The organism is Polaromonas sp. CG_9.11 (genome assembly GCF_015752225.1).
In the GTDB taxonomy this organism is placed as follows: domain Bacteria; phylum Pseudomonadota; class Gammaproteobacteria; order Burkholderiales; family Burkholderiaceae_C; genus Polaromonas.
Genome location: NZ_JADOVE010000015.1, coordinates 1 through 23433, shown reverse-complemented (window position 1 = coordinate 23433; position 23433 = coordinate 1). Strand labels below are relative to the sequence as shown.

The 23433-nt window shown below is 62.3% G+C and carries 18 protein-coding genes; 7 read left to right on the top strand and 11 right to left on the bottom strand.

What is annotated here, in order from left to right; genetic code table 11:
* Positions 1-131: 131 nt before the first annotated feature.
* The gene (locus tag IWX85_RS13080) at positions 132-680 is read left to right on the top strand and encodes a Dps family protein (RefSeq protein ID WP_051984140.1); all 549 of its coding nucleotides are present in this window, start codon (positions 132-134) and stop codon (positions 678-680) included.
* Positions 681-985: 305 nt separating this feature from the next.
* On the opposite strand, the gene ptsP is transcribed toward IWX85_RS13080, so the two are convergent.
* From ptsP to IWX85_RS13050, 6 genes are all read right to left on the bottom strand, one after another.
* Positions 986-2770, bottom strand: coding sequence for a phosphoenolpyruvate--protein phosphotransferase (ptsP, locus tag IWX85_RS13075; protein ID WP_036806972.1), 1785 nt, complete (start codon positions 2768-2770; stop codon positions 986-988).
* Between the two features lie 280 nt (positions 2771-3050).
* Positions 3051-3320 carry an HPr family phosphocarrier protein gene (locus tag IWX85_RS13070; RefSeq protein ID WP_036806975.1) on the bottom strand — a complete coding sequence of 90 codons (270 nt, stop codon included), beginning with the start codon at positions 3318-3320 and terminating at the stop codon, positions 3051-3053.
* Positions 3289-3732 carry a PTS sugar transporter subunit IIA gene (locus tag IWX85_RS13065; protein ID WP_036806978.1) on the bottom strand — a complete coding sequence of 148 codons (444 nt, stop codon included), beginning with the start codon at positions 3730-3732 and terminating at the stop codon, positions 3289-3291. Before IWX85_RS13065 ends, IWX85_RS13070 begins: the two co-directional genes overlap by 32 nt.
* On the bottom strand, positions 3729-4988 hold the full coding sequence (locus tag IWX85_RS13060; protein ID WP_370584285.1) for a nitrate/nitrite transporter: 1260 nt from the start codon (positions 4986-4988) through the stop codon (positions 3729-3731). The genes IWX85_RS13065 and IWX85_RS13060 overlap by 4 nt, the downstream gene beginning before the upstream one ends.
* A gap of 40 nt (positions 4989-5028) precedes the next feature.
* Positions 5029-5571 carry a hypothetical protein gene (locus tag IWX85_RS13055; protein WP_196870038.1) on the bottom strand — a complete coding sequence of 181 codons (543 nt, stop codon included), beginning with the start codon at positions 5569-5571 and terminating at the stop codon, positions 5029-5031.
* Positions 5572-5839: 268 nt separating this feature from the next.
* Positions 5840-6433 (bottom strand): hypothetical protein, encoded by a 594-nt coding sequence (locus IWX85_RS13050; RefSeq protein ID WP_196870037.1) that lies wholly within the window; start codon positions 6431-6433, stop codon positions 5840-5842.
* 350 nt (positions 6434-6783) lie between these two features.
* Between IWX85_RS13050 and IWX85_RS13045 the strand changes: the two genes are divergently transcribed.
* The 5 genes from IWX85_RS13045 (at position 6784) to IWX85_RS13025 (ending at position 17454) form a co-directional block, all read left to right on the top strand.
* A complete protein-coding gene (locus IWX85_RS13045) occupies positions 6784-8565 on the top strand; it encodes a GDSL-type esterase/lipase family protein (RefSeq protein WP_196870036.1) in 1782 nt (593 codons plus the stop codon).
* Between the two features lie 352 nt (positions 8566-8917).
* Positions 8918-10867 carry a PEP/pyruvate-binding domain-containing protein gene (locus IWX85_RS13040; protein WP_196870035.1) on the top strand — a complete coding sequence of 650 codons (1950 nt, stop codon included), beginning with the start codon at positions 8918-8920 and terminating at the stop codon, positions 10865-10867.
* Positions 10868-11143: 276 nt separating this feature from the next.
* On the top strand, positions 11144-12391 hold the full coding sequence (locus tag IWX85_RS13035) for a CaiB/BaiF CoA-transferase family protein (protein WP_196870034.1): 1248 nt from the start codon (positions 11144-11146) through the stop codon (positions 12389-12391).
* Positions 12391-13140: an alpha/beta fold hydrolase gene (locus tag IWX85_RS13030; RefSeq protein WP_196870033.1), complete on the top strand. Its 750-nt coding sequence runs from the start codon at positions 12391-12393 to the stop codon at positions 13138-13140. Before IWX85_RS13035 ends, IWX85_RS13030 begins: the two co-directional genes overlap by 1 nt.
* Positions 13141-13494: 354 nt before the next feature.
* Positions 13495-17454 (top strand): autotransporter domain-containing protein, encoded by a 3960-nt coding sequence (locus IWX85_RS13025; RefSeq protein WP_196870032.1) that lies wholly within the window; start codon positions 13495-13497, stop codon positions 17452-17454.
* A 249-nt stretch (positions 17455-17703) separates the two neighbouring features.
* On the opposite strand, the gene IWX85_RS13020 is transcribed toward IWX85_RS13025, so the two are convergent.
* The 5 genes from IWX85_RS13020 to IWX85_RS13000 all read right to left on the bottom strand — a co-directional run bounded on the left by IWX85_RS13020 (position 17704) and on the right by IWX85_RS13000 (position 22657).
* Complete coding sequence (locus tag IWX85_RS13020; protein ID WP_196870031.1) at positions 17704-18993, bottom strand: DUF445 domain-containing protein; 1290 nt, start codon at positions 18991-18993, stop codon at positions 17704-17706.
* A gap of 129 nt (positions 18994-19122) precedes the next feature.
* On the bottom strand, positions 19123-19725 hold the full coding sequence (locus tag IWX85_RS13015; protein ID WP_036812713.1) for an OmpW family protein: 603 nt from the start codon (positions 19723-19725) through the stop codon (positions 19123-19125).
* 280 nt (positions 19726-20005) lie between these two features.
* A complete protein-coding gene (locus tag IWX85_RS13010; protein ID WP_196870030.1) occupies positions 20006-20245 on the bottom strand; it encodes a KGG domain-containing protein in 240 nt (79 codons plus the stop codon).
* 219 nt (positions 20246-20464) lie between these two features.
* Positions 20465-21745 carry an O-acetylhomoserine aminocarboxypropyltransferase/cysteine synthase family protein gene (locus IWX85_RS13005; RefSeq protein ID WP_036806999.1) on the bottom strand — a complete coding sequence of 427 codons (1281 nt, stop codon included), beginning with the start codon at positions 21743-21745 and terminating at the stop codon, positions 20465-20467.
* Between the two features lie 207 nt (positions 21746-21952).
* Positions 21953-22657 (bottom strand): DUF4197 domain-containing protein, encoded by a 705-nt coding sequence (locus IWX85_RS13000; RefSeq protein ID WP_036807002.1) that lies wholly within the window; start codon positions 22655-22657, stop codon positions 21953-21955.
* 46 nt (positions 22658-22703) lie between these two features.
* On the opposite strand from IWX85_RS13000, the gene IWX85_RS12995 reads away from it, so the two are divergent.
* Positions 22704-23186, top strand: a complete 483-nt coding sequence (locus IWX85_RS12995; protein ID WP_036807004.1) for a TlpA disulfide reductase family protein — start codon at positions 22704-22706, stop codon at positions 23184-23186.
* Positions 23187-23433: the final 247 nt, after the last annotated feature.

Here is a 23433-nt window from a genome sequence, read left to right as displayed (position 1 = left end):
TTACGCGTTCCATAAAGTAGCTTGTGCCTGTAGGCATGCAGCGCATTCAGTCAAAACAGGCGGGGCATCAACTTATAGTGAAAAACCCGAGTTGAAGTCCAACTCAAAACCCACTGTTGAAGGACCATTCCATGAAATCCACTGACAACCTGTCTGTTGACAACCTCGACATGCCCAAAGACAAGGCCTTGATGACACCCACTTCGCTGAAGTCGGAAGAAACCAAAGACATTGCCGTGGCCATGAACGGTATCCTGGCCGATGTGTTCGCGCTTTACCTGAAAACCAAGAACTTCCACTGGCACATGAGCGGCCCGCATTTTCGCGATTACCACGTCATGCTGGACGAGCAGTCCGACCAGCTTTTCGAGATGACCGACCCGATTGCCGAGCGCATTCGCAAGGTGGGCGGCACCACGCTGCGCTCCATCAGCCATATTTCCAGCCTGCAAACCATCAAGGACAACAACGAAGCCTATGTCACCCCGGCGGCCATGCTGGCTGAACTGCGTGATGACAACAAGGCATTGGGCAGCCACCTGCGTGATGCGCATGAGGTCTGCGACGAGCAACGCGATATTGCCAGCGCCAGCCTGATCGAAAACTGGATTGACGAAACCGAACGCCGTACCTGGTTCCTGTTCGAAGCCAGCCGTCCGGCGGATGACAGCGGGCACTGACCTGGAAATTATCCGGTCACCACCAGCAGACAAGCCAACGGCCTGATTTGCCGCAAGAAACCCGTGCCCGGAAGCAGGCGTTTCTTATGCTTGCCTAGCAGCCTGTCGGAGGTAGGAATCGTCGGCTGAAAATCGAAAACAGCGGTCTATTTTTCGCCGTTTTCTTGCTCCATATGCAGATATTGGGCAAGAAAACGGCGAAAACCATCCTCGTGGGGGCCCATTTTCGCTTTCGACGACCCAAGTCCGACAGGCTGCTAGGGTGCTAGGCTGCTAGGGTGCTAGGGTGCTAGGGTGCTAGGGTGCTAGGGTGCCTGCAGCATGGCGGACGGGCTCTCGCTGTGCAGCACTTCCTGCGCCCAGGGCCTGAGCTTGTTGATATCGGCCCGCAACACCTGCTGCTTGACGGCCAGAATCTGCGACGGATGCATTGAAAAGCTGCGCAGCCCCAGTCCCAGCAGCAGCCGGGTCATGTGCACATCACCGGCCATCTCGCCGCAAACGCTGACGCCCTTGCCCTGGCTATTGCACTGGGCGATCGTGTCGGCCACCAGCCGCAGCACCGCCGGATGGCACGGGTCGTACAGGTGCGCGACGGCCTCGTCGGAGCGGTCGATGGCCAGCGTGTACTGGATCAGGTCGTTGGTGCCGATCGACAAAAAATCGAAATACCGCAGGAACAGCGGCACCGTCAGCGCTGCTGCCGGAATCTCGATCATCGCGCCCAGCCGCACCGGACCATAGACAAAGCCCCGGGCGTCGAGCTGCGCGCGCGCCTGGTTGATCAGGTCGAGCGTCTGGCGGATCTCGCTGGCATGGGCCAGCATGGGCACCAGCAGGTTGACCTGGCCATGGGCGGCGGCGCGCAGGATGGCGCGCAGCTGCGTCAAAAACATCGGCGGGTCGGCCAGGCTCCAGCGGATGGCGCGCAGGCCCAGCGCCGGGTTCAGGTGGCCCTCCTGCGCCTTGGCGGTCGGCCGGTCCAGCGGCTTGTCGGAGCCGATATCGACGGTGCGGATGGTCACCGGCATGCCCTGCATGCCTTCGATCGCCTGGCGGTAGGCCAGGTACTGCTCGTTCTCGTCGGGCAGCTTGCCGTTGCGTCCCATGAACAAAAATTCGCTGCGGAACAGGCCCACCCCCACTGCGCCGGCATCGACCGCGCCCAGCGTGTCGGCGGGCATCTCGATGTTGGCCAGCAGCTCGATGCGCTGCCCGTCCATCGTCAGCGCCGGGGTGTGGCGCAGGCGGTTCAGCCGCTGGCGCTCGAGTTCGCCCTGGCGCTGCTTGAAGCCATATTCGGCCAGGATGATGGGCGAGGGATCGACGATCAGCACGCCGGCATCGCCGTCGATGATGACCCAGTCGTCCTGCTTGATCAGCTGGCTGGCGCTGCGTGCGCCGACCACCGCCGGAATGTCCATGCTGCGCGCAACGATGGCCGTGTGCGAGGTGCGTCCGCCCACATCGGTGGCAAAGCCGGCAAACAGGCTCTGCTTGAACTGCAGCATGTCGGCCGGAGAAATGTCGTGTGCCACCAGCACCAGCGGCACATCCAGTGTGTCGTCGAGCAGCAGGTCCTGCTGCGACTGTCGGCGGCTGCTGCCGGCCCGCGCCGCGCCTTGGCGGGCGGCCTGCAGCGGCGAGGCCGAGCCTTTCATGTGGCACAGGATGCGCTCGACGACCTGCTCCAGGTCGGCCTTGCGCTCGCGCAGGTAGGCGTCCTCCATCTCGTCGAACTGGCGCGCAATGAGTTCGTACTGGGTGGTGAGCGCCCATTCGGCGTTGTAATGGCGATCGGTGATCCAGTGCTTCACGCCGTTGATCAGCATTTCGTCCTGCAGCAGCATCAGGTGCACGTCGAGCAGGGCGGCGATTTCATGCGGCGCGTCCTTGGGCAGGTCATGCTGCAAACGCATGATTTCCTCCATCACCGCGTTGCGCGACAGCCTGGCGCGCGCAATCTCGTCATCGGTGGTGGCCGGATCGATGAAGTAATGGCTGACATCGGCCCGACTCGACGCCACCAGCACCGCGCGGCCGATGGCGACGCCGCGCGACACCGCCAGACCGTGGACGGAAAAGGTCATGGGCGGCCCCCAGTAAAGCAGCAAGCGTGCCCCGTGCCAGGCAGCCCCCATCCCAGCCTTCTCCCAGCGGGGGAAGGAGCAACACCGAATGCGAAGACACTAACAGTCTTAAATCCCCGAATGCACACGTTCCGGCCAGCCACCAAGCGCAACGCCCTGCGCTCGGTGCTTTCCCGAATTCGCAAGTTCCGGCCGCAGGACCGGCTTTGCCGGACTGCAGGCGGGGCGGCCCCCTCGGGGGGCAGCGCAGTACGCGAAGCGACAAGCGTGGGGGTCACATTCACTCCCCTTCGCCAAATTTGTCCGCCACCAGCGCCAGCAAGCCTTCCATGGCGGCCTGCTCGTCCTCGCCATGGGTTTCGATCTCGACACTGCTGCCGATGCCGGCGGCCAGCATCATCACGCCCATGATGCTCTTGGCATTGACGCGGCGCTCGCCCTTGCTCATCCAGACCTCGCTGCGAAAACTGCCGGCGAGCTTGGTGAATTTGGCCGAGGCTCTGGCATGCAGGCCCAGCTTATTGCTGATGGTCGTGCGGGTCTTGATCATTGCTTCTTTGTACTTGGTTTTGAGGTGCGGTCACGGCCACCTGCATCACGCCCTGGCTGGCGCCAGCCAGCGCGCGCGCCACCAGTGTGTCGAGCGCTTCGTGGCGGTAGCACATGGCGCGCAGCAGCATCGGCAGGTTCATGCCGGTCACCAGCTTGGTGTTGATGCCGTCGGCCAGCTTTTGCGCCACATTGCAGGGCGTTGCGCCAAAAATATCGGTCAGCACCAGCGCCTGGGGCAATCCGAGCTGCTTCAGCAAGAGGCCTGCCTGCGCCAGCGATTCTTCGGGAGGTGTCTGGGGCTGCACGTCGAATGCCGCCACGCTGGCGTCAATGTCTGGAAAGACATGGCGCACGCACTGGAGAAAGGCAGAGGCCAGCGGTGCATGGGCGATGATGAAAATGCCGTTCATTGCACTGAATTATCAGCGTTCACACTGACAAAGTAGCCGTATGCAGCGATGGCGCAACACAAATACACCGCCATGGCCGCCTGGAAGCTGGCGACCTGCGCCAGGCCCATGGCCGCAAAACCGTCAATCAGCAGCCCCAGACCCCACTGGGCGACAAACACGCCGGCAAACACCACCAGGTTGTAGGCCGACAGTGCTCGCCCGGCCAGCGCCGCCTTGAACGACATGCCGATGGCAGGCTGGGCCAGCGCCATGACGCTCGAGGTCATGCAAAACAGCGCCCAGCCCGGCCAGCCGGTGGCGCTGCCCGCCAGAATGTTGAACGCCAGCACCGACAGGCTGAGCGGCACGCCCCAGGAAATCAGTCGGGTGGCGTGCCAGCCATGGCGGGCCAGCCAGGGGTTGACCAGGCCCCAGCCCCAGAAGGTCGCCAGCATGCTGGCGTTGATGCAGAACAGGCCGGTGGCCGACTGAAGCGGCGTGTCGCCGGTGACCCGGACCATCCACGGCCCGGCCCACAGGGTCTGCACCGCCACCATGCCGCCGTAGTTGAAAAACCCCAAAGGCGCCAGTTTGCGGAAATAGCGGCTGCGCCAGATAGGCGCATAACCGGCGTCGCCGGGGAGCGGAGCGACCGACGCCGACACGTCAGTCTGGCGCCAGCGCGGCACAAGCCGGGCAATGGCCGCCATTGACAGCAAGATCAGCGCCGCCAGCACCCAGAACAGCGCGCGCCAGCCAGTCAGCGGCATCAGCCACTGCACCGGCAGCGTCGAGGCCAGCATGCCAAGCGAGCCGGTCATGAGCATCCATGAATTGGCACGCAGCAGCGTGGCCGCGTTAAACCAGCGGCGGTACCCCGTCAGCGCGGCCATCAGGCAGGCGCCCACGCCCATGCCCACCAGCACGCGCGCGCTCAGCAACCCGGCGAAACTGCTGGCGGCTGAAAATGCCAGGCAACCCAGCACGGCCAGGCTCAGAAACCCCAGAATGACGCGTTTGGGGCCGTGGCGGTCCAGCCAGGTGCCCAGCGGCAACTGAACGGCGGCAAACCCGAGAAAATAGCCGCCCGCCAATAAGCCCAGGTCACGTGCCTGCAGCGAAAACTCCTGTGTCAGCACGGGCGCCAGGGTGGCAGTGATGGCGCGCAGCAGCGCCGAGAAAAAATAGGCGGCGGCGAATGCCAGAAACACCAGAATCGCCGCCCTGACATCCAGCCGGTCCTGCTGAAACAGGTCTGGCGCCTGCTGCGTCACTGGTGGGCAAGGAGGGCGGGAAGGTGCGTTGTGCACGGCGTCATTCAAGCTTCAGGCTGGAAAAAAACGTTTCAGCCGCCTCGGGCATGAGGTGCGGCGCATACATCACCACCTGGAACAATTGCGAGCCCTGCGCAAAATACGCGGCCTGCCCGCTGACGGCCGTGCCGTCGGCGCGCTGTCCCTGTGCCTGCAGGCGTGTGACGGGCGTGCCGGGCGACGCGCCGGGAATTTTCAGCGGCAGCGGCTGGCGGCTGGCGGGCACGGCCTTCATGTTGGCCAGCGCCAGGTCCTGCCACAGCGCCAGCACCGAAGCCGCCTGGGAGGGGTCGTCCACATCGGCGATGGCGACGGCAAAGGTCGCGCCGTCCGCATCGCAGCCGAGCATTGACAGCGACGTCGGCCGCCCGCCCAGTGGAACGACCTTTTGCGCCTTGTCGGGTTTGCAAGGCAGGAGCAAGCTCAGGCGCGTGCCTTCGGGGCGTACTTCGCGCCAGTTGAGCGCCGGGCTGCAAGCGGCCAGCGCCAGCGCCGACAACAGCACGGCGCGTGGAAAACTTGGAAAAATCAGGACTCTGGACATGCGGGCGGTCAAAACGTGTAAGGGCTTTTCAGAAGAAAGGGCGAGTTGTGCACTTTACCGCCTGCAGTGCCCTGCCCCATCGACCGCAACTTTCATGGTGCAAGAAGGGCAACGGCTTTGCCGTCGAATTCCAGCGTCAGGATGCTTTCGTTTTAGGAAGGTTTTTGTGAAGTGAAAGGTTTGCCAGCAGCAACCGCACGGAAAGTTGCATACATTTTTTACGCCCGCGTATCGAAATCTGGGGATGGGCATTGACGGGCGAAATGGCTCAAATGACCTCGATGGCAATGTGATCTGCCGTTGAAGGAAGTTTCCCATGCAACGTCAAGTTCGCGTCCCCAGCATTTTTTGCTTGTTTTGGCTTTGGTTGTGCTGCAGTTTCGCGCTGGCGCAACAAAATGTGATCCAGACTGAAAACGCCAAGCCTGGCTCGCCGGATTGGGAAATGACGGCGCCATCGAGCACCCCGACGGTTGAAGGCTATGCCTCCCACACCAGCGTGAACCGGGGGGAAACCATCCGGTTTTTCGTCAACACCAGCGCGCCAACCTACACGCTGACCATCTACCGCATGGGCTGGTGTGCAGGCGCGGGCGCCCGGGGGATGAGTTCTGTGACATTGCCCGGAAAAAGCCAGCCTGACAGCGCTGTCCAGTCCCGTCACGGGCCTTGTCGAATGCGACTGGACCGGCGGCCTCCAGATGGCAACACAGGGATGAGTGCGTCCGAAAACAGACAAACCGCATTGAACAGCTAAAAAGTTTTCCAGTAGCCCTTCCAACATGACCTTGATAAGTCGAATGGAAAGTCCACCGTATGGACCTGAAAATATCAAACTGACAACCGCCTGACTTTGATTCATTCAGACTTTTCTTACATATTAAAAAAATTATTTTATGGATTAACAATCAAAATACGGAATCAAACATTTTTGTCAAAATTGATTACATGTTAAAAATATCTAATTTTTAATATGTAATTAAAATTTGTTCGTGAAAAAAGCTGGTGCGCATCATGAGTTGATTGGCCTTGAAACCACAGCAATAAATCGGTTTGATCGGGCAATGACTCTTGTTCTTCAATCAAATGCTCAGTGTTTCGAGTGCCAACAGCTCTTCTGAAAAAATCGCCTGGCCTTGTCAACGCCATCTAAAAATATCTGCTTTTTGTTATTTATAAATGCATTGAAAAATAATAAAGAAAACCGTCAAAATGACCACATCGAATAAATTTGTAAATTGCTTAAAAAACAGCTGGACAGGCAAGTTTACTGCTCTGCTGCTGGTTATGGGAATCAGCCATTCAGCCATGGCGCAGACTTGTGCAGTCAGTCCAGATTGGGTGCAAGCAAACTCTTACGCAGTCGGAAGTGTTGTCAAATACACGGATGGAAATCTATATGTTGCCAAAGTAGCCACGCAACCCGGTATTCGTCCCACCATTAGCACTTATTACTGGGCGTTGAAATCCCTGTGTACGGCGCCAACACCAACACCCGTGTCAGTTCCAACACCAGTGCCGGCACCTGCCGGTGTCTGTGGAAGCGCTGTATGGGTGATGGGACGGCAATATGTCGCCGGGAATGTTGTCTCCTATACGGATGGCAACTTGTATGTTGCCAAGTTCAGCAACCCAGGCTACAACCCGACCATCAGCACTTACTTCTGGTCGCGTTATCTATGCAGCCCTGCGCCTGCGCCCGCACCCACACCCACACCTGCACCTACTGGTGTTTGCGCAAGCACTGTATGGGTCACCGGACGGCAATATGTCGCCGGGAATGTTGTCTCCTATACGGATGGCAACCTGTATATTGCCAAGTTCAACAACCCAGGCTACAACCCGACCATCAGCACTTACTTCTGGTCGCGTTATCTATGCAGCCCTGCACCTGCACCTGCCCCCACACCCACACCCACACCCACACCTGTACCTGTACCTGTACCTGTACCTGTACCTGTACCTGTACCTGTACCTGTACCTGTACCAGCGCCTGTACCTGTACCCACACCAGCGGTTAAATTTCATGGCCGATTTGACTTCACCAATCCAGCAGCGCCCCGTTACTCCTGGTCCGGATCTTCCATGTCGGCGCAGTTCACGGGCACTTCAATCTCGGTCACGTTGAATGAATCGGACGCCCGGGTTCACTATGCCTTTGTGATCGATGATCAGCCGGTAAAGAGGTTTTCAGTTTCTGCCGGCACCAACGTGTACAGCCTGGCCACCGGTTTGAGCAATGGCACGCACAAGGTGCTGCTGATGCGAGAGTCCGAAGGCAATCAGGCGGGACCCTCGCAGTTCCTGGGTTTTTCGTTTGGCGGAACAGGTCAGCTCATGCAACCCCCGGAATATCCAAACAAATACCGGCTGGAATTTGTGGGGGACTCGATCACTGCGGGGTTTGGCAATATCGGCGTGCTGCCTTGCGGATTTTCAACTGAAACCCAAAGTGCATTCTGGTCATACGCTCAACAGACAGCCCTGCAGCTGGGCGAAGCGCCTGCGACGAATATCAGTATTTCAGGAATCGGGATCTATCGCAATTACGGCAATGCAGGCCCGGCGGCCAGCAATCCGTCAATGCCTTTTTACTATCCTCGAAACCTGACTGGCGAAGCAAACAGCCCGGGCGCGCCTTCCCTCGTTCCAGCGATGCAACCCACGGTCGTGGTCGTGTATCTAGGCACCAATGATTTCTGGAACGGACCGCCAGATCAGACAGATTTCGTTTCTGCCTATGTCGAACTTTTCAAAACCATTCGTGCACGTTATCCATCGGCGATGCTCATCGCAGCGACTCATACGGGAAGCAACCAGCAAGGCTATATACAAGCGGCCTACAACCGAATGCTGAACAGTGGTGAAACAAAAATTCGCTATGCTGACTTCGTGATCAGGGACTGGAACGGATGCAGTGGTCATCCCACCAAGGCCGCTGACCTGGAGATCGCAAACTATCTTGCCCAGTTCATTCGAAACCTGGGGCTTTGATCAAGCAGTGCGGGGGTCTTGGAGAATCATTTGGCAGCTTCTTCAAGACTTGCTTCCAGAACAAATCGGAGACCAGCCCGCCCCCCGGGGCGAACACGTCAACAGGAGGCGGTCGGGCAGGTTCCTGCGGTACAAGCCGTATCGAGGAGCCGGCCGGAAAAAACCTCAGTGCGCCCGGCTGCATTCAGATTTAAAAATGCCTCTTCCGTCCGGCTGGCGTTCAGTTATAGCTATTAATTCAATAGCAAATACCGCATGGCCTGCAATCAGTTGCATGGCAAGGCCGGTTGAAAGCCAGGGGCGTTGGTCCTAAACTGCGCTTTTGCCTTGCCCTTGCAAAGCCAGCCATGCCATGACCTCCAAAGCCCTGCTTTTCCTGCTGCTGGCGGGGCTGTGCCTGCTGCCCGTCGCGCAGGCCCAGCCGGTGCCGTTTGCCAGTCAGGCTGCGGCCCGCGCCCCCGATGCCCTGCCCGCCCTGCGCAGCCGGGCCGAATTTGACGCCCTGGCCCGTGTCCACAACCCCGGAACGGCGCTGGCGCTGGCGCATGTGATGTTTGCCATCGACCGGCTGCCCGCGCCAGCGCGCATGCATTACCTGAACACGCCGCGCTTTGGCCTGCACGAGCATTTTGTCCGCCAGACCGGCCTGATGCCGCGCGCCGACGCCCAGGCCATCAAAAGCAATTACCTGCAGCCGGACCGCCGTTTTCTGTTCGGCACGCTCAGCTGGCAGCCGGACATTTCCGCCTTCACCTACGAATTCTGGGAAGGCGACCAGCTGACCGAGCCGCTGCTGCGCCAGGCCGACCAGCTGCTCAAGGCCAGCTTTTTCGCGCCGCTGAAGCTCAAGACCAGCTCGACGCTGCACGAGCGCCTGGCCCGGAACATGGGCCTGGCCTTTGTCACCCAGGAATCGCTGATTCGCCAGCAGCCCTTCATGGCGCTCAACCCGGGCACGGCCACCGGCCGGCTGCGCATCGTCGAGAAAGCCGACGACGCAGACAGCTTGCGGCCGGACGACATTGCCGTGCTCCGGCAGGTGCCGCTCAGCCTGGCGCCGGTCGCCGGCGTGCTGACCGAGCGGGCCTCGACCGTGCTGTCGCATGTCAATCTGCTGGCCAAGGGCTGGGGCATTCCGAATGCCTATCTGCGCGATGCGGCCGGCCTGCTGCGCGCGCATGCGGGGCAGTGGGTCGAGCTGAAGGTGGCGGCGTCCGGCTACCAGTTGCGCCGCTTGACGGAGCCGGAAATTGCCGCCTGGCAGCGTCGCCAAAAGCACGTGAACCCCCAGAAAGTCGTGCCCGTCGCCAGGCCCGACCTGGGCGAAACCCGCCTGTGGCCGCTGGTGGCGCTGCGGCCCCGGCACAGCGCGCAATGCGGCGCCAAGGCCGCCAACCTGGGCGCCCTGCAGGTCGCGGGCATTACCGGCACGTTTGTTCCCGACGGCTTTTGCATTCCGTTTTCGCATTACGACCGCTTCATGCGCGCCCACCGGCTGGCCGACCGGCTGGCGCGCATGCAGCAGCTGCCGGGTTTCAAAACCGACCCGAAAATCCGCAAGGAAGCGCTGGCCCGGCTGCGCGGCGAGATCGTGCAGTGGCCACTGGACCGCCCGACGGCGGCCGAATGGCAGGCGCGCTGGCAAGGCCAGCTGGGCGGCCGGGGCGTGTTCGTGCGCAGCTCGTCCAATTCCGAGGACTTGCCGGGCTTCAGCGGCGCCGGGCTCTACACCACCGTGCCGAATGTGCTGGCCGGCGAGGCGCTGGAGCGCGCGGTGAAGACAGTCTGGGCCTCGGTGTTCAACTTTGAAGCCTGGGAGGCGCGCAGCGCGGCGCGCTTTCCTGCCGACGCGGTGATGATGGGCGTCTTCGTGCAGGCGGCCATCGACGCGGCCAACGCCGGCGTGATGATCACCCGCGACCCGTTCAGCGCCGCCGGCTGGCATGTCACCTACATTTCGGCCAAGCGCGGCATCGGCATCCGGGTGGTCGAAGGCCAGCGCGTGGCCGAACAGGTGACGTATTCGAGCTGGTCCCGGGCGATCCAGGTGCTCAGCCGCTCGGCCGACCCCACCGCGCTGCAACTGGATGCAGGCGGCGGCGTGAAGGAAGTGCCCGTCGAGGTCGGCCGCGTCGTGCTGAACGACGCGCTGGTGCTGCGCCTGGCCGGCGTCGGCGCGGCGGTCAAGCAGGTGTTTGGCGGCGTGGACCAGGACATCGAATGGGCCACGGTTGAGGGCCGCATTGCGCTGCTGCAGTCGCGGCCCTATGTGGACCGCAGCACGGCGCCGGCCGTGCCCTGATATTTGATAACGACTCAGCCCCCAGGAGATTCGTCATTTCCGCAAAGGCGGGAATCCAGCAGCGAAGTTTGCAAAGGCCCTGCGAGCGGCTTTGGATACCCGCCTTCGCGGGTATGACGGCTGATGGTGCGCAAAGCGCTGTGCGTTATCAGGGAAGACCTGGGTAGTCACGATATTTATAGTCAAACAGGCCGCGCCCGCTTTGCTGTAGGGGGTTTGCAGCTATCAAAAAAGGAGCTTGCGAATTTATTTTGATACGCAGGCAAAATAAGCCCCATGAACTCCCTCCAAGGCATCCGCATTCTCGATTTGTCCCGCGTGCTTGCGGGCCCGTGGTGTACCCAGACGCTGGCCGACCTGGGCGCCGATGTCATCAAGATCGAGCGCCCCGGCAGCGGCGACGACACGCGTACCTGGGGACCGCCGTTCCTGAAGAACGACGATGGCACGGAAACCCATGAAGCCGCTTATTACCTGGGCGCCAACCGCAACAAACGCTCGGTCACCTGCGACATTGCCCAGCCTGCCGGCCAGGCCTTGATTCGTGAACTGGTGCTGCATTGCGACGTGTTTGTCGAAAATTTCAAGGTCGGCGACATGGCGCGCTACGGGCTTGATTACGCGTCGCTGAAAACGCTGAACCCGCGCCTGGTGTATTGCTCGGTCACCGGCTTCGGCCAGAACGGCCCGTATGCCGAGCGCGCCGGGTATGACTACGCCATCCAGGGCATGGGCGGGCTGATGAGCGTGACCGGCGAGCGCGACGACCTGGGCGGTGGCCCGCAAAAAGTCGGCGTCGCAGTGGCCGACCTGATGACGGGCATGTATGCGACCGTGGGCATCCTCGCCGCCTTGCGCCATGCCGAAAAAACCGGCGAAGGCCAGCAGGTGGACATGGCGCTGCTCGACACGCAGGTCGCCATGCTGGCGAATCTGGGCGCCAATTATTTGGTCAGCGGCAAGGTGCCGCAGCGCGTTGGCAATGCACACCAGAACATCGTGCCCTACCAGGTGTTTGAAGTTGCACCCGCCGCCGATGGCAGCAAGGACCACCTCATTCTGGCCGTCGGCAACGATTCGCAGTACGTGAAGTTCTGCAAGGTCGCGGGCATTCCTGAACTCGGCGTGAACCCGCTGTTCGCCAAGAACCGGGACCGGGTGCAGAACCGCGCCCAGCTGGTGCCGATTCTCGAAAGCGTCATGAAGCTGCGCGGCAAGGCCGACTGGCTGGCCGCGCTGGAAGGCGCCAAAGTGCCGTGCGGCGCGATCAACAACCTGGCCGAGGTGTTTGCCGACCCGCAGATCGAAGCGCGCGAGATGGTCACGCACTGGCAGCACCCGTTCAAAAACGATTTGCCGCTGGTCGCCAGCCCGATCAGGCTCAGCGCCACGCCGGTGCGCGAACCGGGCCGGGGCGGCCTGCCACCGCCGCTGCTGGGCCAGCACACCGATGAAGTGTTGCGCGAGGTGCTGCGTTATTCGGAGGCAAAACTGCTGGCCCTGAAAAACGCCAAGGTGACCTGATGGCCAACTTTGTGCTGGTGCATGGCGCCTGGCATGGCGGCTGGTGCTGGCAGCGCGTGACGGCGGCGCTACAAAAAGAGGGCCACCGGGTGCATGCGGTCACGCTGACCGGCCTGGGCGAGCGGGCGCACCAGTTGTCACCCGCCATCACGCTGGACACCCACATCGATGACGTGCTGAATCTGATCGAGGCCGAAGAGCTGGAGGACGTGGTGCTCGCCGTTCATTCCTACGCCGGCATGATCGGCACGGCGGTGGCCGACCGGCTGGGCCAGCGCCTCAAGCACCTGGTGTATGTCGATGCAGTGCTGCCCAGACCCGGCGAAAGCTGGAGCAGTACCCAGTCCAGCGCCACCCAGCAGCAGCGCCTGGCGGCCGCCCAGGCATCGCGGCATTTCAGCTTTCCGCCGCCCGACCCGGAAGTCTTCGGCCTCCAGGATGCCGACCGTGAATGGGTCCGGCGCCGGCAAACGCCGCACCCCGGCAACACCTACCAGGCGCCGCTGCAGTTTGATGTGCAGCGCGTTGCCGCCGTGCCGCGCACCTTTGTCAGCTGCACCGAGCCCGCGCTGGCAACCATTGCGCCAAGCCGCCTGCGGGCCCGGGACCCGCTGCTCTGGAACGGCGCCTGGCTGCCCAATGCGCACTATGTCGAGCTTCCAACCGGCCATGACCCGATGGTCAGCGAGCCTGCGGCACTCGTTCGAATCCTGATCGGCTGCAGCGCCCAGGCAGACGCAGCCCCTTAAAACACCGGACTCGCTGCTTCTTTGCCGATGGTGTCCGGCATTACAAATTCGCCTGTAGCGGCCAACAAACTGACATCGACCAACCCCTTGGCACACCCACCCGAGGGCTGCTGCAATGGCCCGGCATGAGGGTGAGGCATAAATTACGAGCCAGGCATTAGTCCGACCGGCTCATTGCAACTGTCACCAGCCGTTTCAATAATTGCATCGACCGCTAGAAGTAGCGGGATGAAAAATTGACAAGAAAACGTGTTTTGCCTCGACCAGCTTCACTGCCTGCCCATGCGGTTTTGAAGCGTCGAGACAGCGCAACGGAATGAAGACTTACCTTAAACGACTGGACGGGTCCGCACCATGAATCAAATTTACAGCCTTGTTTTGAACCACGCCACCGGCGCTTGCCAGGCCGTTTCCGAAGTTGCCAAAGGCAGTCACAAGGCGGCCTCGGCCACGGGCAGCGAAGCCTGCTCGCCACGCAGGACCCGGCTGGCCAGCGCCTGCCTGATCGCGCTGGCGACACTGGCGGGCACCAGTGCCTGGGCGCAGGACACCTCCGGATCTATCACGGGCGCCCCGGGCACCAACGGCTCGGTCGGCATTACGACCGGCACGAATGGCACTGCAGGCGCTGACGCCGTGCAGACCATCAGCGACGGCACCCATTCGGGGGTGCTCACGGGAGGCGTCGGCGGCACTGGCGGTTCGGGCACTCTGCTTGGCGGCGACGGCGGCAGCGGCGGTGCCGGCTTGAGCAACGCCGTCAACAACGTGGGGGTGTACAACACCGGAAGCATCCAGGGTGGCCAGGGCGGTGACGGCGGCAACGGTCTGACACTTGGCCTGGGCGGCGCTGGCGGTAATGGTGTGTTGATCACCGCACCCACCCGGCTTTTCATCAATGACGGAATCATTGAGGGCGGACGCGGAGGTCTGGGCAGTCCGACCCCATCAGCGGGCGGCGTGGGGGTGTCAGCCACGGTCACGACCTCGTTTGAAAACTCAGGCACCGTGCGCGGCGGTCTGTCGGGCGATGGCTTGAGCCGTGCCGATGCCATTCGTTTCACGGATGACAACAACTTTCTCGGATTGATTTCCACGTCCGTTATAGAAGGCAATGTGATTGGCAGCCTCTCCAACAGCGACACGCTGGGCCTGGCGGGAAGCACCGACGCCAGCTTCAACACCGCGCTGATCGGGCCGACCGGGCAGTACCGCAACTTTGCCGGGTTCCAGAAACTCGGCACTAACACCTGGACGCTGACGGGCAACACCACGGCTCTGACGCCATGGCAGATTTTTTCCGGCACGCTGGCCATCTCGTCGGACGCAAACCTTGGCGACGCAGCCGGCCTGCTAACCCTGAACGGAGGCACGCTGCGCAGCACGGCCGACATCATCACCAACCGCGCCATGGTCCTGGGTCAAGGCGGCACACTGGAGACCGATGCCGGCACCACATACACGTCGAATGGCGTGATGTCTGGACTCGGAGGACTTACCAAGACGGGAGCAGGCACGGCAATTTTCACAGCCGACAACACCTACACCGGCGGCACGGCCATCACCGCAGGCACGCTGCAACTGGGCAACGGCGGCACGACCGGCTACATCGCTGGCGATGTGGTCAACAACGCCAGACTGGCGTTCAACCGTTCCGACACAGTCCTTTTCGAAAGCGCCATATCGGGCAGCGGCAGTGTGGAGCAGCGCGGCACCGGAACCACGAAACTCGCAGCAACCAATACCTACACGGGCACTACCACCATCAGTGCAGGCACGCTGGAGTTGGGCAATGGCGGAACGATTGGCTCTATCGTGGGCGACGTGGTCAACAGCGGAACACTGGCGTTCAACCGCTCAGACGCGACCGTGTTTGACGGCGTGATCTCGGGCAGCGGCAACGTGGAGCAGCGTGGCGCAGGTACGACGACGCTTGCAGCAACCAATACCTACACGGGTGGCACGGCCATTGGTACAGGTACGCTGGAATTGGGCAACGGCGGAACGATTGGCTCTATCGTGGGCGACGTGGCCAACAGCGGAACACTGGCATTCAACCGCTCCGACGCTAGCGTGTTTGAGCGCGTGATCTCTGGAACCGGCAAAGTGGAGCAGCGCGGCACCGGCACGACAACGCTTACGGGCGCCAACGCCTACACCGGCGGCACGACCATCAGCGCAGGTACGCTGGAGTTGGGCAATGGCGGCACAACCGGCGCCATTGCCGGCGACGTCATGAACAACTCAACACTTGCGTTCAATCGCTCTGATGCCACCGTCTTTAATGGCGCCATCTCGGGCACGGGTGGCGTGCAGCAGCGCGGCACCGGCACTACGACGCTCACTGGCGCCAACACCTACACCGGTGGCACGACCATCACTGCAGGCACGCTGGCGCTGGGCAATGGCGGAACGACCGGCGCCATCGTCGGCAATGTCACCAACAACGCAATACTGGCGTTCAACCGCTCCGACGCCATTGCCTTTGACGGCGCGATTGCGGGCACAGGCAGCGTGGAACAACGTGGTACCGGAACCACGACGCTTTCGGGGGTGAACACCTATTCAGGCGGCACTTTCGTAGTGAACGGAACCTTGGCGGGCAGTGCTGCCAGCCTGGGCAGCGGCGCCATTGTCAACAATGCCGCCCTGGTGGTTGACCAGGCAAGCGACGCGGCACTGAACAATGTCTTTTCCGGCGCGGGCCGCATCACCAAGACGGGCGCGGGCGCACTGACGCTGGGGGGCAACAGCGCGGCCTTTGCGGGCAGCACACAGGTGACCGCAGGAACGCTGGCGGTCAATGGCTCGCTGGGCGGCGCGCTGACCGTGGGCAACGGCGCGCGGCTGGCGGGAACCGGCTCGGTCGGCAACACGGTGGTGCAGTCCGGTGCGACCCTTGCGCCGGGCGGCAACAGCATTGGCACGCTGAACATGGCCGGCAACCTCACGCTGGCGCAAGGCTCGGTTTACCAGCTGAACGCAGCTTCCGATGGCCGCAGCGACCAGATCCGCGTCAGTGGCGTGGCCGCGCTGCAAGGCGGCAACGTGTCGGTGCTGGCCAGCGGCAACTTTCAGCCGACCACCCGTTATTCCATCCTCACCGCCAACGGCGGCGTGTCAGGGCAGTTTGCCGGCGCGACCACCGACATGGCCTTTTTAAATCCCTTCCTGACCTACAGCCCCCAGAACGTGACCCTGCGCCTGCAGCGCAACGATGTGAGCTTCCAGAACATTGCGCAAACGCCCAACCAGCGCGCTACCGCGGGCGCCGTGGCCGCACTCGACACCGGTCCGCTGTACAGCGCTGTCGTGCAGTTAAACGCCGCCAATGCACGAACCGCCTTCGACAGTCTGTCCGGCGAGGTGCATGCTTCGCTGAAGTCGGCAGCTTTTGAAGACAGCCGCTTTGTGCGCAACGCCAGCCTGGGCCGCCTGCGCGAGTCGTTCGACACGCCTGCCGCCAAAACCACCGACGCGCCCGCAGCCTCCGGCAGCGGCGTGTGGGCGCAAGCCTTTGACTCGTGGGGCAGCACCGATGCAGACGGCAACGCGTCGTCGCTCGAGCGGACCACGCGCGGCATCTTCCTGGGCGCAGACACCCGCGTGGGCGACGACTGGCGTTTGGGCGTGCTCGGCGGCTACAGCAAAAGCCGCGTGACACCAGACGACCGCCCTTCGTTGGCAAAAACCGACACCTACCATGTCGGTGTCTATGGCGGCAAGCAATGGGGCCAACTCGGACTGCGCGCGGGCGCGACTTACAGCGCAGGCGAGGCCGATACCCGCCGGGACATTGCGTTCCCGGGGTTCAGCGGCCAGACGGCGGCGAAGTACGACATCAACACCACCCAGGCCTTTGGTGAACTCGGCTGGAAGATGCCCACGGCGAACGGTTCGCTCGAACCCTTTGCCGGCCTGGCGCATGTCAAGCTGAGCACCGATGGCTTCACCGAGAGCGGCGGCGTTGCCGGGCTCAGCGGCAGCAGTAGCAGCGCGCACACCACCTACAGCACGCTGGGCTTGCGCGGCACCACCAACGCCGGCATGCCGAACAACCAGACCCGCCTTCGCGGACTGGTCGGCTGGCGCCACGCTTTTGGTGACGTGACGCCGACCTCCACCCTGGCACTGGCGGGCCAGCCCGGCTTTGCCGTGGCAGGCGTGCCGTTTGCCAGGAATGCGCTGGTGCTCGAAGGCGGGATCGACTTTGCGGTCAGCCGCCACCTGACGATGGGCGTTTCCTATGTCGGCCAGGTCGCAAGCCAGCTAAGCGACCATGGCATCAAGGCGTCGCTGCTGTGGAAATTCTGAGCCGGCGGCTTGGCGATTGCAATCGCCGCTCCCATGCCGGCCTGTCCGGAGCAACTTCCCTGAAAACATCCGGATTAATGACAAAAATGGCGTATTGCGCAATAAGGACGGACACTTTCAGCTATATAAAACATAGCGCATTGGTGACGCATGCAACAACGCGCCAGCCGCAAGGAACGGCCTAGGAGCCTGGGCGGCAGAAGGTGTGCATGGCGAAAAGTGGCCCCGCCGAGGACGCCGCCGAGGCGCCTAGCCCAGCAGCCGGGTCACCGTGTAGATGGCCAGACCCACCAGCCCGCCGACCAGCGTGCCGTTGATGCGGATGAACTGCAGGTCGCGCCCAATGGCCAGTTCGATGCGGTCGCTCATCTCCTCGCGGCTCCAGCGGGCCAGTTGCGCCTCAATGAACTGCCCCACTTCGCCACGGTGCTTGCGAACCAGCAGGACGCTGCCCGACTCGATGGCGCGGTTGAAGCCCTCGACCAGCTGCGCATCGTTCGCCAGCGCATCCCCAACCTTGCCGGCCAGCATCGCGACCTGCCGGGCCGTGGCCGGCCCGTCCCGGCCCAGGTCATCAAGCAGCCGGTCCATGACCATGCCCCACAGGCTGCCCAGCAAGGCCTGCATGCGCGCACTGGCCAGCGTTTCCTGCTGGTGCCGGGCAATGAATTCATGCCATGCCGGATCGTCTTTCAGGTGCAGCAAAAACGCCTCTACCCAGCCCGTGAAGCGCGCCCGCGCCGGATGGGCTGGGTCGTGCAACACCTCATGGGCTGACTTTTTAAGCGAACGCAGCGCCCGGGGACCGATGGCGGCGGTTCCTACCTTGTAGAGCACGTTCTCCACGCCGAACGCGGCAATCAGGAAATCGATGGCCTGCTGCTGGTTTTTTTCCTCCCCCAGGTAGCCGGATATCCCGCGCAGCATGCTGTCGAGCAATTGCTGGTGGCTGCCGCCGGCCACCAGCAGGTCCAGCAGTTTGCCGGCATTCGAGGCAATGTCGAACTGCGACAGCTGCCGGGTGGCGGCATCGCGTACCAGCAGGTTCATGACATCGTGGTCCAGGCCCTTGAGCACTCCCCTCACCGCCTTGGCCAGGGCCAGTCCCAACTGGTCTGAATGACCAGGCACCACCAGCCAGGCGCCAAGCAGTCCAGCCGGATTGGCCTGGCGAATGCGCTCGGCAATGCCTTGCTCGGTGATGAAATGGCTTTCGACGAATTGCCCAAGGTTGCGGCCGATGCCGTCCTTGCTGTTTGGAATGATCGCCGTGTGCCACACCGGAATCCCCAGCGGATGCCGAAACAGTGCCACGACGGCAAACCAGTCGGCCACCGCGCCGACCATGGCCGCTTCGGCGAAGGCCGAGACATAGCCCCATGCGGGGTGAAGCGCCAGCAGACTGCGGGCCAGGCAAAACACCCCGAAGGCCAGCAGCAGCAGGCCGCCGGCCACCCGCTGCATGGTGCGCAGCCGGGCACGCCGCAAGGCATCCTCGGCGGAGTCCAGCTGCTGTTGAAGATCTGAAGAAGACGGCATGCCGGGCAGTCTAGCCGCTCAGCTGCCGGTGATGGCGCAGGCCGGCAGAACCAGGAGCCTGCAACAGGCAGCAAAAAAGCCCTGCCGCGAACTGGCAGGGCTTTCTAACAGTGTTCTGGACCGCAGAACTCAGAAGCGCCAGCCCAGGCCCACTCCCAACAGCAGTGGATCGGCCTTGAATTCGCCAATTTTGGCCCCGGCCAGCTTCACATCGGTACGGATCATGACTTTTTTCAGGTCCAGGTTGAGGTACACCCCCTTGGTCAGCGCAATGTCCACGCCCACTTGCAGTGCGCCGCCCCAGCTGTCCTTGTCCATGCTGACACCCGGGAGCAGGTTCGCCGAGCTGAAACGCGTGTAGTTGAGGCCGGCGCCCACATAAGGCTTGAAACCGTTCATCGGAAAGTGGTACTGGGCCAGCAGCGTGGGCGGCAGGTGCTTGAAGGTGCCGACATCGGCGCCCAGGACGCTGGACGTCAGGGTCTGCTTTTGCGGCACGGTCAGGACCAGCTCAAGCGCCATATTCGGGCTGAAGAAGTAGCTGACATCTGCCTCGGGCATCCACTTGCTGTTCATGGAAAGGCCCAAGCCGGTGCTGTCGCCGTTGGCGCTGTCCAGATGCACCGCACGGGCTCGCACCATCCAAGGGCCTTCGGCAGTGGTTTGCTGGGCCAAGGCGGCACCTGACAGCAGGGTGGACAGGATGGCGGCGGCAATGAGTAGTTTTTTCATGAAGGGCAGCGGATAGAGGACAGGGAACATTCCCAATCCGTATTGGGCGCGCCCGGTGCCCTTGCCGCGTTTGACATGGCGCAAAGCTTCGACGGCCTGTTGCGCCGCGGCGCGCAAGCTTGCGGTAGATCAACAAATCAGGTCCTTGACTGGCACGGTGCGTTGTGCATCGGCAACGTCAGGGCGATGTCTTTGCAGCTGGCGAGTTGCCGCATTGCGGACACAATTTTTGCAGCGCCTGCGCGGTTATGCGCTGGGAACTTCAGGCCTGCCCGGCGGTTCAGGGTTCTTGCCGGGAGCCCGGGTTTCGCCGACCGGCCAGACCGCCCTTGCGTCCGGCTTCGCGTGCTTCGGTGGCATTGAACTGGTGCGCATTGCCGCTGGCATGGGCCGCCTTGCCGCCCCTGCTGGCAATCTGGCGCTGCTGCTCCGGGTCCATCGAGGCAAAGCCGCGACGGCTGGAGGCCTGGCGCTGGTTGCGGCTGTCCGCATCTTGGGTATTGTCTGGATTGTTAGGCATAGGTTTCCTGAGGTCGATGGAAAAAAGGAAACTCAAGTGTGCAAGCCTGCCGATCAGCCTGGGCGTCGGCTTTCGGGCCTTTGAAAAGTAGGAAGCATCCGACGGGTCAAGGTGCGCAATGCTGAGTTCACTTGCCTTGCGCTCTGGCAGTGCGCCAGCCTGACCGGGGTGTCGGCGCTGGACCGAACCAAACCCGGGCGCAATGGTTCGGTCCGGGAATCAGACCGCCGCCAGCGCCTGTTCCAGATCGGCCAGCAGGTCGTCGATGTGCTCGATGCCAACCGACAGGCGCACCATGTCCACGCTCACGCCGGCGCGGGCCAGCTCGGCCGGATTGAGCTGGCGGTGCGTGGTCGAGGCCGGGTGGCAGGCCAGCGACTTGGCGTCGCCGATATTGACCAGCCGGGTGAACAGTTGCAGCGCATCCTGGAAACGCGAACCCGCTGCCATCGCGTCGGCTGCCGACTTCACGCCGAAGCTGATGATGCCCGAGGCCTTGCCCGCCATGTATTGCTGCACCAGTGCATGGTCGCGGTGCTCGGGCAGGCCGGCGTAGTTGACCCAGGCCACCTTCGGATGGTTCTTGAGAAAATAGGCAATGGCCAAGGCGTTGTCGCAGATGCGGTCCATGCGCAGCGCCAGCGTCTCGATTCCCTGCAGGATCTGGAACGCTGCCATGGCGCTCAGCGCTGCGCCCATGTTGCGCAGCGGCACGACACGTGCCCGGCCGATGTAGGCGGCGGCGCCCAGCGCCTCGGTGTACACCACGCCGTGGTAGCTCACATCGGGCTCGTTCAGGCGCCTGAAGCGCGCCTTGTGCTCGGCCCACGGGAATTTGCCGCTGTCCACGATCACGCCGCCCAGTGTCGTGCCGTGGCCGCCCAGGTACTTGGTCAGCGCGTGCACCACGATGTCGGCGCCGTGCTCGAACGGGCGGCACAGGTAGGGCGTGGAAACGGTGTTGTCAACGATCAGCGGCACGCCGGCGGCATGTGCCACGGCCGCCAGACCTGCGATGTCGGTCACATTGCCCAGCGGGTTGCCGACTGACTCGCAAAACACCGCCTTGGTGCGCGCGTCGATCAGCGGCGCAAACGAGGCCGGGTCGCGCGGGTCGGCAAAACGCACTTCAATGCCCATCTGCGGAAAGGTGTGGGCAAACAGGTTGTAGGTGCCACCATACAACGCCGACGAGGCGACGATGTTGTCGCCGGTTTCGGTGATGGTCTGGATGGCGTAGGCAATCGCCGCCATGCCCGAGGCCACGGCCAGCGCGCCAATGCCGCCTTCGAGCGCCGCCATGCGCGCTTCCAGCACGGCATTGGTCGGGTTCATGATGCGGCTGTAGATGTTGCCCGCCACTTTCAGGTCGAACAGGTCGGCGCCATGCTGCGTGTCGTCGAAGGCGTAGGCCACGGTCTGGTAGATAGGCACCGCGACGGCTTTGGTGGTCGGGTCTGGCGTGTAGCCGCCGTGAACAGCGATGGTCTCGATTTTCATTGTTTTCCTGTGCAAAAAAACCCAAGCCTAACAGGCCTGACGGCCAGCACACCATCAGCGGTTCGCACCAGCACATGCGGTTTTCAGCTTTCAGAAAACGTTGAATTTAGGCAGGCGAAAATCTGGCAAATATTCAATATTGATAGCACCGAACGCTTTACAGGCGGGCGCAAACAGCCAGTTTCATAAATAATCTTGCCGAAAATATTATTTCAGCGTGCCAAAAACCTTCTGGAGAATGGCGCTGCCGGTGCCGACAGGGTCTTGGCGGATTCTCCTTTCTTCCTCGCCAATCACCAGGTACAGGCCGTCGAGCGTGCGGCCGGTGACGTACTGCTGGATGTTGGCGTCTTCCTTTTTCACCAGACCGAAGCCGGCCGCCTTGCCGGCGAATTCGTTGTACTTGCCGGCCAGCCCGACTTTCTCAGTCGCCCGGTTGACCACCGGCAGGAATTTCACGCCCAGCGGCACACGCGTCTTTTCAGCAAAAAAAGCCGTGACCGAGGTGTCGCCACCGGTCAGGATGTTCTTGGCGTCATTGACATTCATCGAGCGTACGGCGCCCACCAGCAGGTCCTTGCCCATCGGCACGGCAGATTCTGCAGCCCGGTTGATGGCCGTGACCAGTTCATCGATGCGCCGGCCCTGTCCAAAGTTTTTCAGCAGTTTTGACGCATCTTCCAGGTAGCCGGGCAACGGGATGCGAACTTTTGGATTCCCGAGGAATCCATCGGGCTTGCCGAGCAGGGCAACAGCCATCAGGACGCCTTTTTCAAGCGCGGTTTTCAGGCCGCTACTCGCTTCGGCATGCGACAGGTCGCCGAGCGACAGGGCATGGGCGCGGCCATAGGCTGCCAACATCAGCAAGCCCAGCGCACTGGCACCGGCCTGGTTAAAATTTCGACGTTGCATGAAGAGGTCTCCCATGAAAAGAATTTCTCCCGTGGCAGTATGCCGCATGGTGCTGGCGGGCGCACTGGTGCTCGGGGGTACGGCGTTCCTGGCCGGCTGCAGCGGCGCTCAGGCCGCGCCCGAATCAACCTTCGTGCTGCTCGACGGCAGCAAACAGACCACGGCAGACCTGAAGGGCAAGGTCACGCTGGTGAATTTCTGGGCCACCAGCTGCGTGACTTGCGTGGCCGAAATGCCCAAGATCATTTCCACGCACAACAAGTACCAGGCGCAGGGCTACGACACGCTGGCCATCGCCATGAGTTACGACCCGCCAGCCTACGTCGTCAACTATGCCGAAACCCGCCAGCTGCCGTTCAAGGTGGCCATCGACAACACCGGCGCCAATGCCAAGGCCTGGGGCAATGTGCAACTGACGCCGACGACCTTCCTGGTCAACAAGCGCGGCCAGATCGTCAAGCAGTTTGTCGGCGAGCCCGATTTTGCGGCGCTTCATCAGCTGATTGAAAAGCTGCTGGCCGAAACCTGAACCTGAACGTGGTCCGGTCATGGGCCATGAAAAAGGCCGGCGCCTTCGCAAGCGCCGGCCTTTTTAAGGGTCGTTTTATTTCAAAGCGTTTCGTGCAGCGAATCACGGCAGGACTGACAACAAGCGCCGGAGAGGGTCCGCGTCCGCCCCATTCAAGCAGGGGCCGCGGGACTGGCTCCGCCAGACCGCAGGCGCAGCGGCCCCCTCGGGGGCAGGGAGCTGCACGCAGCGAACGACCGTGGGGGCA

What these genes read in the sequence shown, in the direction of transcription:
- IWX85_RS13080 (WP_051984140.1), top strand. Translation starts at nt 132, where the DNA reads ATGAAATCCACTGACAACCTGTCTGTTGACAACCTCGACATGCCCAAA.
- ptsP (WP_036806972.1), bottom strand. Translation starts at nt 2,770, where the DNA reads ATGACCTTTTCCGTCCACGGTCTGGCGGTGTCGCGCGGCGTCGCCATC.
- IWX85_RS13070 (WP_036806975.1), bottom strand. Translation starts at nt 3,320, where the DNA reads ATGATCAAGACCCGCACGACCATCAGCAATAAGCTGGGCCTGCATGCC.
- IWX85_RS13065 (WP_036806978.1), bottom strand. Translation starts at nt 3,732, where the DNA reads ATGAACGGCATTTTCATCATCGCCCATGCACCGCTGGCCTCTGCCTTT.
- IWX85_RS13055 (WP_196870038.1), bottom strand. Translation starts at nt 5,571, where the DNA reads ATGTCCAGAGTCCTGATTTTTCCAAGTTTTCCACGCGCCGTGCTGTTG.
- IWX85_RS13050 (WP_196870037.1), bottom strand. Translation starts at nt 6,433, where the DNA reads ATGAATCAAAGTCAGGCGGTTGTCAGTTTGATATTTTCAGGTCCATAC.
- IWX85_RS13045 (WP_196870036.1), top strand. Translation starts at nt 6,784, where the DNA reads ATGACCACATCGAATAAATTTGTAAATTGCTTAAAAAACAGCTGGACA.
- IWX85_RS13040 (WP_196870035.1), top strand. Translation starts at nt 8,918, where the DNA reads ATGACCTCCAAAGCCCTGCTTTTCCTGCTGCTGGCGGGGCTGTGCCTG.
- IWX85_RS13035 (WP_196870034.1), top strand. Translation starts at nt 11,144, where the DNA reads ATGAACTCCCTCCAAGGCATCCGCATTCTCGATTTGTCCCGCGTGCTT.
- IWX85_RS13030 (WP_196870033.1), top strand. Translation starts at nt 12,391, where the DNA reads ATGGCCAACTTTGTGCTGGTGCATGGCGCCTGGCATGGCGGCTGGTGC.
- IWX85_RS13025 (WP_196870032.1), top strand. Translation starts at nt 13,495, where the DNA reads ATGAATCAAATTTACAGCCTTGTTTTGAACCACGCCACCGGCGCTTGC.
- IWX85_RS13020 (WP_196870031.1), bottom strand. Translation starts at nt 18,993, where the DNA reads ATGCCGTCTTCTTCAGATCTTCAACAGCAGCTGGACTCCGCCGAGGAT.
- IWX85_RS13015 (WP_036812713.1), bottom strand. Translation starts at nt 19,725, where the DNA reads ATGAAAAAACTACTCATTGCCGCCGCCATCCTGTCCACCCTGCTGTCA.
- IWX85_RS13010 (WP_196870030.1), bottom strand. Translation starts at nt 20,245, where the DNA reads ATGCCTAACAATCCAGACAATACCCAAGATGCGGACAGCCGCAACCAG.
- IWX85_RS13005 (WP_036806999.1), bottom strand. Translation starts at nt 21,745, where the DNA reads ATGAAAATCGAGACCATCGCTGTTCACGGCGGCTACACGCCAGACCCG.
- IWX85_RS13000 (WP_036807002.1), bottom strand. Translation starts at nt 22,657, where the DNA reads ATGCAACGTCGAAATTTTAACCAGGCCGGTGCCAGTGCGCTGGGCTTG.
- IWX85_RS12995 (WP_036807004.1), top strand. Translation starts at nt 22,704, where the DNA reads ATGGTGCTGGCGGGCGCACTGGTGCTCGGGGGTACGGCGTTCCTGGCC.